Below are 18,657 nucleotides of genomic sequence, written 5' to 3' on the forward strand. Positions count from 1 at the left end.
GCGGGGCTAAAGCGCCCCTTGTTCGCCGTTCGCCCCGGTGCCACCGCCGTTGCCCGGAACGTTGAGCGTCTCGTCGATGAGGCTGAACATCTCGTCGTCGGACGCGGTGCTGAGCCGTCCGGCCAGCTCGCTCGCGGGCTCGGCCGCCCCGGTCAGCCGGGTCAGCAGGCCGGTCAGCCGGCCGGCCAGCTCGTCGCGCAGGTCGGGGGAGAGCGTCGCGAGCGAGCCCTCCAGCCGGTCGAGCTCCGCGAGGACGGACGGCCGCGCGTCCCCGCTCGTGCCGAGCCGGTCGCGGAGGTAGTCGGCCAGCGTGTCGGGCGTCGGGTAGTCGAACAGGAGCGTGGTCGGCAGCCGCAGCCCGACCGCCCGCTTCAGCCGGTTGCGCAGCTCGACGGCGGTGAGCGAATCGAAGCCGAGGTCCATGAAGCCCCGGTCGGCGTCCACCGCCGCGTGCCCGCCGTGCCCGAGGACGGCCGCGGCCTGCGACCTGACGAGGTCCAGCAGGACCGCGCGCCGCTCGGTGCCGGACATCCCGGCGAGCCGCGCGGTGAGCTGCGGCGCCGCCTTCCCCGCGCGCCGCGCCGGGGCGCGGACGAGGTCGCCGAGCAGCGGCGGGAGCGTCCCGTCCTCGGCGCGTGCGCGCAGCGCCGCCCGGTCCAGGTTCAGCGGGACGAGCACCGGCGGCGCCCCGGCGGCGAGCGCCCGGTCGAGCAGGCGCAGGGCGTCCTCGGTGGGCAGCGGCAGGATCCCGTTCCGGTTGAGGCGGGAGCGGTCGGCCGCGTCGAGCCCGCCGGTCATGCCGCTGTCGGTCGCCCACAGCCCCCACGGCAGCGCGACGCCGGGCAGGCCGCGGTCGCGGCGGTGCCGGGCGAGCGCGTCGAGGTAGGCGTTGGCGGCGGCGTAGTTGCCCTGGCCGGCGTTGCCGAGCGTCCCGGCGGCGGACGAGAACAACACGAAGGCGTCCAGGTCGCCGGTGAGCTCGTGCAGGTTCCAGGCCGCGTCGACCTTCGGGCGCAGGACGGCGTCGAGCCGCTCGGGGGTGAGCGAGGCCAGGACGCCGTCGTCGAGGAGCCCGGCCGCGTGCACCACGGCGGTGAGCGGGTGCTCGGCCGGGACGCGGCCGAGCAGGCCGGCGAGCGCGTCCCGGTCGGCGGTGTCGCAGGCGGCGACGGTGACGTGGGCGTCGAGGTCGTCCAAGGCGTGCGCGCCCGCGGCGTCCGGGCCCCGGCGGCTGACGAGCAGCAGGCGCCGGACGCCGTGCCGTTCGACGAGGTGGCGGGCGACGAGCGTGCCGAGCGTCCCGGTGCCGCCGGTGATGAGGACGGTGCCGTCCGGGTCGAGCGCGGGCGCCGGACCGTCCGCCGCCGCCGGGACCAGGCGCGGGACGCGCGGAGCCCCGTCCCGCAGTGCGACCTGTGGTTCGCCGCTCGCGACGGCGGCCCTGATCGCCGCCTCGCCGGACGTGTCGTCTACGTCGATGATCTGCACGCGTTCGGGCTGCTCCGCCTGGGCGCTGCGGAGCAGTCCCCACAGCGCGGCGGCGGGCAGGTCGCGGACGGCCTCGCCGCCGTCCGCGGACACCGCGCCGTGCGTGAGCACGACCAGCCGCGTGTCGGCGAACGCGTCGTCGGCCAGCCAGTTTTGGAGGAGGGCGAGCATCGCGCGGGTGAGCGTGTGCGCGTCCGCGGCGGAGTCGCCGCCGTCCGACCGCCAGGACGTGACCACGAACTCGGGCGCCGGGTTCCCGGCGGCGATCGAGCCGCGGAGTTCGGAGACGTCCAGCTGGCCGGGGGTGAGGATCGTGAGGTCGCCGTCCGGTGCCGCGTCCGGTGCGGGGACGGGCTTCCAGACCGGCTCGAACAGCGAGTCTCCGCCCAGACGCGACGCCTGCGCGAACAGCTCGTCTCCGGCCGGGCGCGTGCTCAGCGACTGGACGGACACGACCGGCAGCCCGTTCTCGTCCGTCGCGGCCAGTTCCAGCGAGTCCGGCCCGGTCGGGGTGATCCGCACCCGCAGCGCCGTCGCGCCCGTCGCGGACAGCGTGACGCCCGCCCACGCGAACGGCAGCGCGAGCGCGTCGCCGCGCTGCGCGAACGGGTGCAGCGCGGCGTCCAGCAGCGCGGGATGGACCGCGAACGCTGCCGCGTCCGGGACGTCCTCGGGCAGCCTGACCTCGGCGTACAGGTCGTCGCCGTGCTCCCACAGGGCGGCGAGGCCCTGGAAGGCGGGGCCGTAGGGGAGGCCGAGCGCGGCGAGGCGGTCGTAGGCGTCGTCCGGGTCGAGCGGCGCGGCGTCCGGCGGCGGCGCCGTGCCCGGCCCGCCCTGCTCGTTCTCGTCGGCGGTGCGCAGGACGCCCGCCGCGTTGCGGGTCCAGCCGTCCCGCTCGCCCGGCCGGTCGGCGGGCCGCGAATGGACGGTGAAGTCGTGGCGTCCGTCCGTCCCGGACGGGTTCGTGACGATCCGGACCTGGACGGCGCCGTCGCCGGAAAGCACCAGCGGCGCGTGCAGCACCAGCTCGTCAATCGTGTCGCAGCCGAGGTGGTGGGCGGCGTGCAGGACGAGGTCCGCGTACGCGGCGCCCGGCAGCACGACGGTGTCGTGCACGCGGTGGTCGGCGAGCCACGGGTGGGCGTCGAGCGAGACCTGCCCGGTGAACAGGTGGCCCCTGTCGTCCGGCAGCTCGATCACGGCGGCGAGGAACGGGTGGCGGGTCGCGGCGAGCCCGGCCCGGCCGAGGTCCCCGGCGGGCGGGGGCGGCTGGATCCAGTAGCGCCGGTGCTCGAACGGGTAGGTCGGGACGTCGGCGTTGTGGTGGGTGCGGGCGCTGAGCGCCCCGTGCCAGTCCTCGGGGACCTCATCGGGCGCGTCGGGCGTGGTGGCTCCGGACGCGAAGGCGTCCAGGGCGCGGAGCAGTCCGCCCGTGTCGGCGGCCGTGAACGTCGCGGTGTGGTCGAAGGTGCTGCGTCCGACGGTGAGGGTGTAGGCGATCTCGGCCAGGTCCGCGCCGGGGTTCTCCCGGACGAACTCGCCCAGCCGCGCCGCCTGCTCGCGGAGCGCCGGCTCGGTCTTCGCCGACAGCACCACCGGCAGCGGCCCGTCGACGGGTGCCTCGGCGGCGTCCGCCTCCGGTGCTTCGGCGAGGATCAGGTGCGCGTTGGTGCCGCTGATCCCGAACGAGGAGACCGCCGCGTGCCGGGGCCGCTCCGCGTCCGGCCAGGGGATCGTGTCGGTGAGCAGGCCGACCGCGCCGCTCGTCCAGTCGACGTGCGGGGACGGCTCGTCCGCGTGCAGGGTCTTCGGCAGCGTCCGGTGGCGGAGCGCCTCGACCATCTTGATGACCCCGGCGATCCCGGCGGCGGCCTGGGCGTGCCCGATGTTCGACTTGATCGAGCCGAGCCACAGCGGACGGTCCGCCGGGCGCTCCCGGCCGTAGGTCGCGAGCAGGGCCTGCGCCTCGATCGGGTCGCCGAGGACGGTGCCCGTCCCGTGCCCCTCGACGGCGTCGACGTCGGCCGGGCCGAGCCCGGCGTCGGCGAGCGCGGCGCGGATGACGCGCTGCTGCGAGGGTCCGTTCGGCGCGGTCAGCCCGTTGCTGGCGCCGTCCTGGTTGACCGCCGAGCCCTTGATCACCGCGAGCACGGGGCGGCCCGCGGCGACGGCGTCCGACAGCCGCTCGACGATGACGAGGCCGACGCCCTCGCCCCACCCGGTGCCGTCCGCGGACGCCGCGAACGACTTGCACCGGCCGTCCGGGGACAGGCCGCGCTGGCGGCTGAACTCCACGAACGTGTCCGTCGTGGACATGACCGTGACACCGCCCGCGAGCGCGCGGTCGCACTCGCCGTTGCGCAGCGACTGGACGGCCAGGTGCAGTGCCACCAGCGACGACGAGCACGCCGTGTCGACGCTGACCGCCGGGCCTTCGAGCCCGAACGTGAACGCCAGCCGCCCGGACGCGACGCTGCCCGCGCTGCCCGTGCTCAGATAGCCTTCGAGGCCGTCCGGCGCCCGGTGCAGCCGCGAGGCGTAGTCGTTGTACATGACGCCGACGAACGCGCCGGTGCGGGTGCCGCGCAGCGTCGCGGGCACGATCCCGGCCCGCTCCATCGCCTCCCAGGCGGTCTCCAGCAGGAGGCGCTGCTGCGGGTCGGTGGCGAGGGCCTCGCGCGGGGAGACGCCGAAGAAGTCGGCGTCGAACTCGTCCGCGTCGTGGAGGAAGCCGCCGCCGCGCGCGTACAGCTTGCCGGGGGCGTCCGGGTCCGGGTCGTAGAGGTCCTCGACGTTCCAGCCGCGCGTCTCGGGGAAGCCGGTGATCGCGTCGTCCCCTTCGGCGACGAGCTTCCACAGGTCGCGCGGGCCGCGCACGCCGCCGGGGTAGCGGCAGGCCATCGCGACGATCGCGATCGGCTCGTCGGCGGACGCCGCCGCCCGCACGGGCCGGTGCGCGTCGTCGTCCCGGCCGAGCAGCCGGTCTTCGAGGAACGCGGCGAGCGCGCCGGGGTTCGGGTGGTCGAAGACGAGCGTGGCGGGCAGCCGCAGCCCGGTCGCGTCGTTGAGCCGGTTGCGCAGCTCGACCGAGGTCAGCGAGTCGAAGCCCAGTTCCTTGAAGGCCCGGTCCGGCTCGACGGAACCGGACGTCGCGTGCCCGAGGACGGTCGCGACGTTCGCCTGCACCAGGTCGACCAGCGCGGCGGCGCGCTCCTTCGGCGGCAGCGCGGCGAGGCGCCCGCGCAGCGCGTCCGCGCCGCCCGCCGCCTCGTCGGCGCGCGGCACCGCCGGGCGCACCAGCCCGCGCAGCAGCGGCGGGATCTGCTCGCGCCCGGCCCGGACGTGCGACGCGTCCAGCCTCGCCGCCGCCACGTGTGGACGGGCGCCCGTCCACACGGCGTCGAATAGGGCCAGCCCATGGTCGGCGGACATCGGGGCGAGTCCGGCGCGCCGCATCCGCCGCAGGTCGCGGTCGCCGAGGTCGCGGATCATGCCGCCGTCGTCCTCCCACCAGCCCCACGCCACCGAGCACGCGGCCAGCCCTTCGGAGCGGCGCTGTGCGGCGAGCCCGTCGAGGAAGGCGTTGGCGGCGGCGTAGTTGGCCTGGCCCGCCGTCCCCATCAGCCCGGCCATGGACGAGAACAGGACGAACGCCGACAGGTCCAGGTCGCGGGTCAGGTCGTGCAGCGCGAGCGCGGCGTCGGCCTTGGGACGGAGCACCTCGCCGAGCTGGTCGGCGGTGAGCGCTTCGAGCACCCCGTCCGCGAGCACTCCCGCCGTGTGGATCACGGCGGTCAGCGGGTGCTCCGCCGGGACCCGGGCGAGGAGCGCGGCGAGCGCGCCGCGGTCGGCGACGTCGCAGGGCTCCAGGGTGACGTCCGCGCCCAGCCCGGTGAGGTCCGCGACGAGTTCGGCCGCGCCTTCGGCGGCCGGGCCGCGGCGGCTGACCAGCAGGAGGCGGCGGACGCCGTGCTCGGTGACCAGGTGCCGCGCGACCAGCCCGCCGAGCGCCCCGGTCGCGCCCGTGACGAGGACGGTGCCGTCCGGGTCGGGCGCGGGTCCCGGCTCGGGCGCGACGCGGCCCAGCCGGGGGATGTACGCGCCGTCGCCGCGCAGGGCGAGCTGCGGCTCGCCGGTGGCGAGGGCGGCGGCCAGCGCGTCCGGGTCGTCCAGGTCGGCGTCCGTGTCGAGGAGGGTGAAGCGGCCGGGGTGCTCGGACTGGGCCGAGCGGAACAGGCCCCAGACGGCGGCGTGCGTCAGGTCGCCGACGGCGTCCTCTTCGCGGACGGCCATCGCGTCGCGCGTCACGACGACCAGGTGGGTGTCGGCGAACCTCTCGTCGGCCAGCCACTCTTGGGTGAAGGTCAGCAGGTCGGCCAGCGCGGTGTGAACGTCGGCGGCGGGAGGCGGGGAGAGGAACAGGGTGTCCGGGACGTCCTCGATGGCGTCGGTACCGGAGTAGGAGCGCGCGCCGGGGACGGGCGCGCCGATCGCTGCCCGGGTCCCGGCCGGCGTGGCGGTCGGGGGCGCGGTCTTCTCCCAGTTCACCTGGTAGAGCGTCCGGTGCCGGGCGCCCTGCCGGAGGCGTTCCGGGTCGGCCGGGCGCAGCGTCAGCGACCGCACGGACGCGACCGGCGCGCCGGACTCGGTCGTCGCGGTCAGGCCGACGCCGTCCGCGCCGATCGCGGTCAGCGTCACGCGGAGCGCGGCCGCGCCCGCCGCGTGGAACGACACCCCGGACCAGGAGAACGGCAGCAGCCGGGACTCGCGGGCGCCGAGCGCGCCGAGCATGACCGGGTGCAGCGCGGCGTCCAGCAGCGCCGGGTGGACGCCGAACCCGGACGGGTCCGCGTCCGCCTCCTCCGGGAGGCGCACCTCGGCGAAGACCTCGCCGTCCCGCTTCCAGACCGACCGGAGCCCTTGGAAGGCGGGGCCGTAGCCGTAGCCCTGCTCGGTGAGGGTGAGGTAGGGGCCGTCGAGCGGGACGGGCGTCGCGCCGGGTGGCGGCCACTCGGCCGGGGCCTGTTCGGCGGGAGCGTCGTCGGGGGTGAGGTGTCCGACGGCGTGGCGCGTCCACGGCTCGTCGTCGGGACGCGAGTGCACGGCGACGCGGCGGCGGCCCGTCTCGTCCGGCGGGCCGACCGTGACCCGGAGCCGCACGCCGCCCTGCTCCGGGACGATCAGCGGCGACTCCAGCGTCAGCTCCTCGATCCGGCGGCATCCGGCGCGTTCCCCGGCGGCGATCGCGAGTTCGGCGAACGCCGTCCCCGGCAGCAGGACGGTCCCGTTCAGCGCGTGGTCGGCGAGCCACGGCTGCGCCTGGAGCGACAGCAGGCCGGTCAGGACGAGGTCGCCGTCCTCGGGCGCGTCGACGACCGCGCCGAGCAGCGGATGGCCCGCCCCGCCGAGGCCGAGCGCGGTCGCGTCGGTCGCGCCGCTGGGCGCGTCGAGCCAGTAGTGGTCGCGCTGGAAGGGGTAGGTGGGGAGGTCGTGTGCGGTGGCTGGGGTGGTGGGCCAGGTGGGGTGGAGTCCGTGGGTGTAGGCGGTGGCGATGGCGCGGGTGAATTGGTGGGTGGTTGGTTTGGCGCGGCGGAGTGTGCCGATGGCGTGGGCGTTGTGGTCGGTGGCGTCGATGGTGTCCTGGATGGCGGTGGTCAGGACGGGGTGTGGGCTGCTTTCGATGAAGAGTGTGTGTCCGGTGTTGAGGAGGTTGTGGATCGTCTCCTGGAAGCGGACGGTGTGCCGCGCGTTGCGATACCAGTAATCCGGGTCGAGCCCTTCACCGTCGTGCTTGAACGTGGTGACGGTGGAATAGAACGGGACGCTCGCCGCCTGCGGTTCGATATCGGAGATCGTCCCGATCAGCTCGGCCTTGATGGTCTCGATGTTCGGCGAATGCGACGCGTAGTTGACGGGGATGAGTCGCGCCTGGATGTTCTGGTCGTTGTAGTCGCCGACCAGCCTTTCCAGAAGGTTCACCGGCCCGGAGACGATGGTGGTGCTGGGCCCGTTCGTGGCGGCGACATGCAGGTCGGGGTGGCGCGGGATCCGGTCCGGCGGAACGGGGATCGACGCCATCGTGCCGGTGTTCTGGAGAGTGGTGAGCGCTCGGCTGCGTTTCGCGATGACCTCTGCCGCGTGGGGGAGGGTGAGGGCGCCTGCCGTGTAGGCGGCGGCGATTTCTCCCTGGGAGTGCCCGATGACGGCGTGCGGGACGATCCCATACGTCGCCCGGTAATGGTGGGCGAGGCTGGTCATCACGGCGAACAGCGCGGGTTGGACGATGTCGACGTGGTTGAGCGCCTCGGGGTCGGGATGCGTGAGCAGGTCGATGAGCGACCAGGTGGTGTGGGGTGCCAGCGCGTCGTGGCACGCCTGGACGTGCTCGGCGAACGCGGGCGAGGTCTGTAGTAGTTCGGTGGCCATCGCGGGCCATTGGCTGCCCTGCCCGGGGAATACGAACACCACTTTCGGCTGCGCCGGAGCGGTGCTGTAGAACGCCTCGGACGAGGGCGTCCCGTTCGCCAGGTCGTTGAGCGCGGCGAGCAGTTCGCTCCGGTCGGCGGCGTGGATCGCGGCGCGGTGCTGGAAATGCGTCCGCGTGGTGAGCGCGCGAGCGGCGCCGTTGAGATCGAGTTCGGGATTCTCTCGGGTGTAGGCGTGAAGGCGCGCGGCGTGCCGCCGCAATGCCGGTTCGGTCTTGGCCGACAGAAGCCAGGGCAGCGGGTCGCCGTCGTCCTCGGTCGAAGACTCGGCCGTGGGCGGCTGTTCGAGAATGACGTGGGCGTTCGTCCCGCTGATCCCGAAGGACGACACGGCGGCGCGGCGCGGACGCTCGGTCTCCGGCCATTCCTCGCTTTCGGCGAGCAGCGTTATCGCGCCCGACGACCAGTCGACATGGGGGGTGGGCGAGTCGACGTGGAGTGTCCGGGGGAGCCGGGCGTGCTGAATCGCCTGGACCATTTTGATGATCCCGGCGACGCCCGCCGCCGCCTGCGTGTGGCCGATGTTGGATTTGATGGAGCCGAGCCGCAGCGGCTGCCCGGCGGGCCGGTCCTGCCCGTAGACGGCCTGGAGCGCCTGCGCCTCGATGGGGTCGCCGAGCGTCGTTCCCGTGCCGTGGGCTTCGACGGCGTCGATGTCGTCGGGCCGGAGTCCGGCATTGGCGAGGGCCTGCCGGATGAGCCGTTGCTGCGACGGGCCGTTGGGCGCGGTGAGGCCGTTGCTCGCGCCGTCCTGGTTGATGGCGGACCCGCGGACGATCGCCAGAACCGGATGCCCCTTCGCCCGTGCGTCGGAGAGCCGTTCCAGGACGAGCATTCCGGCGCCTTCGCTCCAGCCAGTCCCGTCCGCCGACGCGGCGAACGACTTGCAGCGCCCGTCGGCGGAAAGTCCGCGCTGGCGGCTGAATTCGATGAAGGTGTCGGGCGTGGCCATCACCGCCACGCCGCCCGCCAGCGCCAGGTCGCATTCGCTCTGCCGCAGCGCCTGCGCGGCCAGGTGCAGGGCGACCAGGGACGACGAGCACGCGGTGTCCACCGTCACGGCCGGGCCTTCCAGCCCGAACGTGTACGCGATGCGCCCGGACGCCACGCTGCCGTAACTGCCGGTGCCGAGATATCCCTCGAAACCGTCCGGGGCCTTCAGGAAACGCGTCCGATAGTCGCCGTACATGACTCCGGTGAACACGCCGGTGGCGCTGCCGCGCACGGACGGCTCGCTGATCCCGGCGCGTTCGAGCGCTTCCCACGCCGTTTCGAGGAGGAGCCGCTGCTGCGGGTCGATGGCCAGGGCTTCGCGCGGGCTGATGCCGAAGAACGAGGCGTCGAATTCGGCGGCGCCGGTGAGGAATCCGCCGTGCCTGGTGTAGGTCGTCCCGGCGTGCTCGGGGTCTGGGTCGTAGAGCTGTTCGAGATTCCAGCCGCGATCGGTCGGGAAGTCGGCGATGGCGTCCGTTTCCGTGGCGACCAGGCGCCACAGGTCCTCCGGTGTCTGGACGCCGCCGGGATAGCGGCACGCCATTCCGACGATCGCGATCGGTTCGTCGTCGTCCACCGCCGCGACCGTGAGCGGGGCGGCGGTGGCGGCGGCGGCGCGGTCGAGCAGTTCGTCCGCGAGGTGGCGGGCGAGGCCGGTCGCGGTCGGATGGTCGAAGACCAGCGTCGCCGGCAGCCGCAGGCCGGTCGCGGAGTTCAGCCGGTTCCGCAGGTCCACGGCCGTCAGGGAGTCGAAGCCCAGCTCCTTGAACGTGCGGTCGGCGTCGACGGTCCCGGCCGTCGCGTGCCCGAGGACGACGGACACCTGCGTCCGGACGAGGTCGAGCAGCGCCCGCTCCCGGTCCTCCTCGGACATCCCGGCAAGGCGCCGCCGCCACGCCGCGCCGCCGCCCGTCCGGCCGGTGGGACGCGGGGCCCGGACGAGGCCGCGCAGCATCGGCGGCGGCGCGCCGTGCCGGGCCCGGCTCCGGACCGCCGCGACGTCGAGCCGCGCGGGCACCAGCAGCGGCCGGTCGGCGGACAGCGCCTGGTCGAAGAGGTCGAGCGCGTCGTCGGTGGCGAGCGGGGTGAGCCCGAGACGGCCGATGCGGGCGACGTCCGCGCCGGACATCGCGCCGGTCATCCCGCTCGCCGCCTCCCACAGCCCCCACGCGAGCGACGTCGCGGGCAGCCCCAGCGCGGCCCGGTGGTGGGCGAGGGCGTCGAGGTAGGCGTTCGCGGCGGCGTAGTTGCCCTGCCCCGCGCTTCCGAGCACCCCGGCCGCGGACGAGAACAGCACGAACGCGCTCAGTTCCCGGTCGCGGGTCAGCTCGTGCAGGTTCCACGCGGCGTCGACCTTGGGACGCAGGACGGCGTCCACCCGCTCGGCGGTCAGCGCGCCCACGGTCGCGTCGTCGAGCACCCCGGCGGCGTGGACGACGGCCGTGACCGGGTACTCCGCGAGGACCCGGGCCAGGTCGCCGCGGTCGGCGGCGTCGCAGGCGACGATCGTGACGTCGGCGCCCAGGCCGCGCAGCTCGTCCGACAGCTCGGCGGCGCCCGCGGCGGCGGGCCCGCGGCGGCCGATGAGCACCAGCCGCCGGACGCCGTGCCCGGTCACGAGACGGCGCGCGATCAGGCCGCCGAGGGTGCCGGTGCCGCCCGTGATCAGGACGCTGTCGCCGGGCCCGAGCGCGGGACGCCCGCCGGGCGGACCGGCCGGGCCGAGCCGCGGCACGTGGACGACCCCGTCGCGCACCGCGAGCTGCGGCTCGTCCTCGGCCAGCGCCTTCCGCAGCGCGGCGACCGGCAGTTCGGCGGGCGGCCCGTCCAGGTCGAGCAACACGAACCGGTCCGGGCTCTCCGTCTGCGCCGCGCGGACGAGCCCCCACACCGGCGCGTGCGCCAGGCCGTGCGGGTCCTCGTCCCGGACCGCGACCGCGCCGCGCGTCAGGAACACGAGGCGCTCGTCGCCGATGGGCGGGGCCTGGAGCAGGTCGAGCGCGGCGCGGGTCGCCGAATGCGCCGCCTCGACCGGGTCGCCGCCGTCCTCCGGCGGCGCGACGAGCACGATCGCGGGCGCGTCCCCGCTCTCGCGCAGCGCCGCGAAGTCGCCGTAGGACGTGATGCCCTCGGGCGCGTCGTCCCCGACGAAGACGAACTCGCCGTCGATCTCGGCGGCGGTTTCGGTGGCGGTTTCGGGGAGCGCGGTCCAGCCGACCGCGTACATGCCGTCGCCGGTGGAGGTCAGCGCGGCGGCCGGGGTCGCGTAGGTGGTGAGCCGCTCCACGTGGGCGACCGGCGCGCCGTCCGCGTCGGTGATCGTCACCGTCACCGCGTCCTGTCCGGCGGGACGGACGCGGGCCCGCAGCTCGGACGCGCCCCGTGCGTGCAGGGTGACGCCCGTCCAGGAGAACGGGAGCCGGATGCGGCCCTGGTCGTCCCGGCCGAGGAGCCCGGTCAGGCCGAGCGTGTGCAGCGTCGCGTCGAGGAGCGCGGGATGCAGGCCGAACGACCGGCCGCCCGCCTCCTCGGGCAGGCGGATCTCGGCGAACACCTCGCCGCCGCCGCGCCGCCACGCGGCGTGCAGGCCCTGGAACGCGGGCCCGTACTCGTAGCCGTCTTCGGCGAGCTTCTCGTAGAGGGCGTCGACGTCGACGGCCTCCGCGTCGGCGGGCGGATCTCCGGGCAGGCTCTGCGGGTCGGCGCCGCCGGGTTCCGCGAGGGCTCCGACGGCGTGCCGGGTCCACGGCGCGGTGCGGTCGCGGCGCGAGTGGACGGAGACGGGCCGGCGCCCGGAGTCGTCCGGCGCGGACACCACGACCTGGAGGTCGACCGCCTCCTTGGCCGGGACGACCAGGGGGGATTCCAGGGTCAGGTCGTCGAGCGAGCCGTGGCCCGCGACGCGTCCGGCGTGGAGGGCGAGCTCGACGAACGCCGTCCCCGGCAGCAGGACGGTCCCGAGCACCGCGTGGTCCGCGAGCCACGGATGCTCGCTCAGCGAGACCCGGCCCGTCAGGACGACCTGCCCGCCTTCGGCGACGTCGACCGTCGCGCCGAGCAGCGGATGCTCGGTCGGTTCGAGCCCGGCCGTGGACACGTCCGCCGTCCCGGAACCATGCAGCCAGTACCGCTCGCGCTGGAAGGGGTAGGTGGGGAGGTCGTGTGCGGTGGCTGGGGTGGTGGGCCAGGTGGGGTGGAGTCCGTGGGTGTAGGCGGTGGCGATGGCGCGGGTGAATTGGTGGGTGGTTGGTTTGGCGCGGCGGAGTGTGCCGATGGCGTGGGCGTTGTGGTCGGTGGCGTCGATGGTGTCCTGGATGGCGGTGGTCAGGACGGGGTGTGGGCTGCTTTCGATGAAGAGCGTGTGTCCGGTGTTGAGGAGGTTGTGGATCGTCTCCTGGAAGCGGACGGTGTGCCGCGCGTTGCGATACCAGTAATCCGGGTCGAGGCCCTCGGTGTCGAACTCCTCGGCCAGCACCGTCGAGTGGAACGGGATCTCCGACGTTCTCGGGGAGATGTCCTCGATCGTGGTGAGCAGCCGTTCCCGAATGGAGTCGATGTACGCGGAGTGCGACGCATAGTTGACGGGGATGAGCCGCGCCTGGACGTTCTGCTCGTTGTAGCCCGCGACCAGTTCCTCAAGCACCTCCGTGGGCCCGGAGACGATGGTGGTGTTGGGCCCGTTGACGGCGGCGATATGCAGATCACGTTGAGCGGGGATCTGGTCGTGCGGCAACGGGATCGACGCCATCGTGCCGGTGTTCTGGAGAGTGGTGAGTGCTTGGCTGCGTTGAGCGATGACTTTCGCCGCGTGGGGGAGCGTGAGGGCGCCTGCCGTGTAGGCGGCGGCGATTTCTCCCTGGGAGTGCCCGATGACCGCGTGCGGGACGATCCCATACGTCGCCCGGTAATGGTGGGCGAGGCTGGTCATCACGGCGAACAGCGCGGGTTGGACGATGTCGACGTGGTTGAGCGCCTCGGGGTCGGGATGCGTGAGCAGGTCGATGAGCGACCAGGTCGTGTGGGGTGCCAGCGCGTCGTGGCACGCCTGGACGTGCTCGGCGAACGCGGGCGAGGTCTGTAGTAGTTCGGTGGCCATCGCGGGCCATTGACTGCCCTGCCCGGGAAAGACGAAGACGACCTTGGGATCGGACGCGGCGAGGTTCTGAACCGCGTTCGACGACGGCGTTCCGTTCGCCAGGTCGTCCAGTGCCGCGAGCAGTTCGGCGCGGTCGGCGGCCTGGATCGCGGCGCGGTGCTGGAAATGCGTCCGCGTGGTGAGCGCATGGGCGGCACCATTGAGATCGAGGTCGGAGTTCTCCCGCGCGTAGGCGTGGAGCCGCGCGGCGTGCTCGCGCAATGCCGGTTCGGACTTGGCCGACAGAAGCCACGGCAGCGGGTCGCCGTCGTCGTCATCGGTCGAAGACTCGGCGGCGGGCGCCTGTTCGAGAATGACGTGGGCGTTCGTCCCGCTGATCCCGAACGAGGAGACGGCAGACCGGCGCGGGCGCTCGTCCGCCGCCCATTCCGTCCGCTCGGTGAGCAGGCTGACCGACCCGGACTCCCACTCCACGTGCGGCGACGGCTCGTCGGCGTGGAGCGTCTTCGGCAGCACGCCGTGCCGCATCGCCTCGACCATCTTGATGACCCCGGCGACTCCGGCCGCCGCCTGGGCGTGGCCGATGTTCGACTTGATCGACCCAAGGCGCAACGGCCGGTCGGCGGGCCGTTCCCGCCCGTAGGCGGAGAGCAGTGCCTGCGCTTCGATCGGGTCGCCGAGCGTCGTTCCCGTGCCGTGGGCCTCGACGGCGTCGACGTCGTCGGGCCGGAGTCCGGCATTGGCGAGGGCCTGCCGGATGAGCCGTTCCTGCGACGGGCCGTTGGGCGCGGTGAGGCCGTTGCTGGCGCCGTCCTGGTTGATGGCGGATCCGCGGATGACGGCGAGGACGGGGTGCCCGTTGGCCTCGGCGTCCGACAGCCGTTCCAGGACGAGCATTCCGGCGCCCTCGCTCCAGCCCGTCCCGTCCGCCGAGGCGCCGAACGACTTGCAGCGCCCGTCCGCCGACAGTCCGCGCTGGCGGCTGAATTCGATGAACATCCCAGGGGTCGCCATGACGGCCACGCCACCGGCGAGCGCGACCGTGCACTCCCCCTGCCGCAGCGCCTGCGCGGCCAGGTGGAGGGCGACCAGGGACGACGAGCACGCGGTGTCCACGGTCACGGCCGGGCCCTCCAGCCCGAACGTGTAGGCGATGCGCCCGGACGCGACGCTCGCCGTCCCGCCGGTGAGCAGGTAGCCGTCGAGCCCCTGCGCGGGCTCGTGCAGCCGGGGCCCGTAGTCCTGGGTCATCGCGCCGACGAACACGCCCGTGGCGCTGCCGCGAATGGCGGACTCGTCGATCCCGGCGCGTTCGAGCGCCTCCCACGCCGTTTCGAGGAGGAGCCGCTGCTGCGGGTCGATGGCCAGGGCTTCGCGGGGGCTGATGCCGAAGAACGAGGCGTCGAATTCGGCGGCGCCGGTGAGGAATCCGCCGTGCCTGGTGTAGGTCGTCCCGGCGTGCTCGGGGTCGGGGTCGTAGAGCCGCTCCAGGTTCCAGCCCCGGTCGGTCGGGAAGCCGGAGATGGCGTCCGTCCCGGTGTCGACCAGGCGCCACAGGTCCTCGGGCGTCTGGACGTCGCCCGGATACCGGCACGCCATTCCGACGATCGCGATCGGCTCGTCGCCGTCCACCGGGGCGGCCCGGACGGCGGTCCCGGGCTCCTCCGGCTCGCCGGTCAGCTCGGTCAGCAGGTGCCCGGCGAGCTCGGCGGGCGTGGGCCGGTTGAAGACCAGCGTCCGGGGCAGCGTGAGGCCGGTCGCGGACGCCAGCCGGTTGCGCAGCTCGACCGCCATCAGCGAGTCGAAGCCCAGTTCCTTGAAGGACCGGTCGGTCTCCACCACGTCCGGCGTGACATGTCCGAGGACGACCGCCGCCTGCGTGCGCACCAGCTCGCGGAGGGCCTGCTCGCGCTCGGCCGGACGCCGCCCGCGCAGCCGCGCCGCGAAGGCAGCGTCCTCCGCCGGGGTTTCGTCCTCGCGGGCGGGGGTGTCCGGCGGTTCGGTCAGGACGAGGGCCGATTCCCCTTCGCCGAGCGCCTGCCAGACGGCCGCGGCGACGAGTTCCGCGCTCACGTCCAGCGCCGGGTCGACGACGACGGCCGCGCCCGCCGCGCCGCGGTCGCGGTGCGGCCGCACCAGCGCGTCCAGGTGCGCGGCGGTCGCGGCGGCCTCGCCGGGAGCCGCGCCGCCCACGGCCACGACGGCCGACACGCCGGGGACGTCCAGCCCCCAGCCCTCGGACGGTTCGGCGACGACGACGTCCGCCGCGCCGCGCCCCGTCAGCCACCGCGCGATCTCCTCGCTCCACGCGCCCGGCGTCACCAGGACGGTGCCGCCGCGCACCAGCGCTCCGGCGTCCGCGTCGGACGCGGCCTCGCGCGGGGCGGCGTCCAGCCGGGGCACGAGCACCTCGCCGTCCCGCACGGCCGCGACGTCGCCGCCCGCCAGGCCCGCGAGCACCGCGCACAGCGCGGACGCGTCGCGCTCGTCCAGCGCCTCGGGGAGGACGATCAGCCTGCCGCGCCCGCCGGGCACGGTCGTCCACACGGGAACGTCCTCGCCGACCGTCTCGGGCAAGGCGGCGTCGTCCAGCGACAGCACTCCGGCGAGCGGCCCGTCGGCATCGAAGACGACCTCCGCGCCATGCGAGGTGAGCGCCCGCTCTATCGCCGGGGCCGAACCGGGCGGGGCGGCCAGCAGCCACCGTCCCGACAGCGCCACCTCCGCGGGCGGCCCGGAGACGGGCGTCCACCGGACGCGATGGCGCCACGGGCCGAGCACGCTCTCCCGATGCCGCCGCCGTGCCCATTCCGCCATCGCGGGGATCACGTCCCGCAGCGGCTCGTCGCCGCCGACCTCGAGCTCGCCGGTCAGGGCGTCGAGGTCGCCCTCCTCCACCGCCGACCAGAACCGCCGCTCCGCCGGGGACGCGCCCGCACCGGAGTCGGCGCCAGCGTCGTCCGGCCAGTGGCGCTCCCGCTCGAACGCGTACGTGGGCAGCGCCACCCGCTTCGCCCCGCGCCCGGCGAACACGGCGGGCCAGGACGGCGACAGCCCGGCGACGTGCAGCCGCGCCGCCGACTCCAGCACCCTGCGCTCGGAGCCCTCGTTGCGCTGGATTGTCCCGACCGCGACGCACGCGGCCCCGGCGCCGCCCGCGTCCTCGAACGTCTCCTGGAGCCCGAGCGTCAGCACCGGATGCGGGCTGACCTCGACGAACACCCGGTGCCCCGCGTCGATCAGGGCGCGGGCGGCGGACTCGAACCGGACGGTCCGGCGGCCGTTCGCGAACCAGTACTCCGCGTCCAGCCGGGCCGTGTCGATCGGCTCGCCGGTCACGGTCGAGTAGAACGCGACGTCCGACGACCGCGCCTCGATCCCGGACAGCGCCGAGACCAGGTCGTCGCGGATGTCCTCCATGTGCGGGGAGTGCGAGGCGTAGTCGACCGGGATCCGGCGCGCCCGGACGCCCTCGCCTTGCAGGACGTCGACCAGTTCGCCGATCGCAGCGTCCTCGCCGGAGACGACCGTCGAGCCGGGGCCGTTGACCGCGGCGACGGTGAGGCGGCCGTCCCAGGCGGCGAGGCGGGACTCGACCGTCCCGGCGGGCAGCGGGACGGACGCCATGCCGCCCCGCCCGCTCAGCGTCACCAGCGCCCGGCTGCGCAGCGCGATCACGCGGGCGGCGTCGTCCAGCGACAGCGCGCCCGCGACGCACGCCGCCGCGATCTCGCCCTGCGAGTGGCCGACGACCGCCGCCGGCTCGACGCCGAGCGACCGCCACAGCCCGGCCAGCGACACCATGATCGAGAACAGCACGGGCTGGACGACGTCCACCCGGTCCAGCGACGGCGCGCCGGGGACGCCGCGCAGCACGTCGAGCAGCGACCAGTCGACGTGCGGGGCCAGCGCCGCGGCGCAGGCGTCCATCTCCCGCCGGAACACCTCGGACGACTCCAGCAGCTGCACGCCCATCCCGGCCCACTGCGACCCCTGGCCGGGGAAGACGAAGACCGGCCCGCCGGGGTCGTCGTGGGCCGTGCCCTGGACGGCCCCGGGCGCGTCGCCCGTGTCGGCGAAGCCCTCCAGCGCGCCGAGGAACCCGGCGCGGTCGCTCTCGACGAAGACGGCCCGGTGCCGGAACGCGGTGCGGGTGGTGGCGAGCGACCAGCCCACGTCCGCCGGGGACAGCTCGGGGTGCGCGGCGACATGCGCGTGCAGCCGCTCGGCCTGCCGCCGCAGCGCCGCCGCCGACCGGGCCGACAGCACCCAGGGCGTCGGCCCGTCCGACTCGCTGGCCTCCGGGGGCTCCGCGTGGGGAGGTTCGCCCAGGACGACGTGGCAGTTCGTCCCGCCCATCCCGAACGAGCTGACCCCCGCCACCAGCGGGACGGACGGGTCGGGCCACGTGCCCAGCTCGTCCTGGACGCGCAGGTTGAGCGCGTCGAGGTCGATCTCCGGGTTGGGACGCTCGTAGTTCAGGCTCGGCGGCAGCTCGCGGCGCGCGACGCTCAGCACGGCCTTGATGAGCCCGGCGATCCCGGACGCGCCCTCCAGATGCCCGACGTTCGTCTTCGCCGACCCGACCGCGAGCGCCGCCGCGCGCGACCCGCCGTACGCGGCGCCGAGCGCCGCCGCCTCGATCGGGTCGCCGACCGGGGTGCCGGTGCCGTGCAGCTCCACGTACTGGATGTCCGCCGGGTCCACCGCCGCCCGCGCGCACGCCCGCCGCAGCACCTCCGCCTGCGCGGACACGCTCGGCACGGTCAGCCCGTCCGTCGCGCCGTCGTTGTTGACCGCGCTGCCGCGGATCACGCCGTGCACGGTGTCGCCGTCCGCGAGCGCCCGCGCGAGGGGCTTCAGGACGAGGCACCCGCCGCCCTCGCCGCGCACGTAGCCGTTGGCGCGGGCGTCGAAGGTGAAGCAGCGGCCGTCCGGGGACAGCCCGCCGAACCGCGCGGCGCGGCGGGTGCTGTCCGGCCCGGCGATCAGGTTCACGCCGCCCGCGAGCGCCAGCGCCGACTCGCCGGTGCGCAGGCTCTCGCACGCCATGTGCACCGCGACCAGCGCGGACGCCTGCGCCGCGTCGACCGTGAGGCTCGGCCCGTGCAGGCCGAGCGTGTACGACACGCGGTTCGCGATGATGCCGCGGTTCGTGCCGGTCATGGTGTGCTGCGTGACGCCCTGGCGCCCGAGCCGGGACAGCAGGACGCTGTAGTCGTCGCCGATCGCGCCCGCGAACACGCCGGTGGCGCTGCCCGCCAGGTCGCCGGGGACGATCGCGGCGTCCTCCAGCGCCTCCCACGCCAGCTCCAGCATGAGCCGCTGCTGCGGGTCCATGACCTCCGCCTCGCGCGGCGAGACGCCGAAGAAGGCCGGGTCGAACATCTCGACGCCGTCGAGGAACCCGGCGCGGTCGGGGCCGCCGCCGGGCAGGCCGCGGCGGCCGGGCGGCGGCGCCGTGACGGCGTCGACGCCGTCCCGGAGCAGGGCCCAGTAGGCGTCCGGCCCGGCCGCGCCGGGGAACCGGCAGGACATCCCGACGATGGCGATCGTGCCGTCCGGGTGATCGAGCGTGACAGTCATCGTGCGTGG

The 18,657-nt window shown here is 74.8% G+C and carries 1 protein-coding gene; it reads right to left on the reverse strand.

The features are described from left to right. Window positions 1-6 precede the first annotated feature (6 nt). A complete protein-coding gene (locus tag FXF65_RS45085) occupies window positions 7-18,648 on the reverse strand; it encodes a type I polyketide synthase (RefSeq protein WP_246198376.1) in 18,642 nt (6,213 codons plus the stop codon). Window positions 18,649-18,657: the final 9 nt, after the last annotated feature.

Source organism: Actinomadura syzygii (assembly GCF_008085905.1).
Taxonomy (GTDB): Bacteria; Actinomycetota; Actinomycetes; order Streptosporangiales; family Streptosporangiaceae; genus Spirillospora; species Spirillospora syzygii.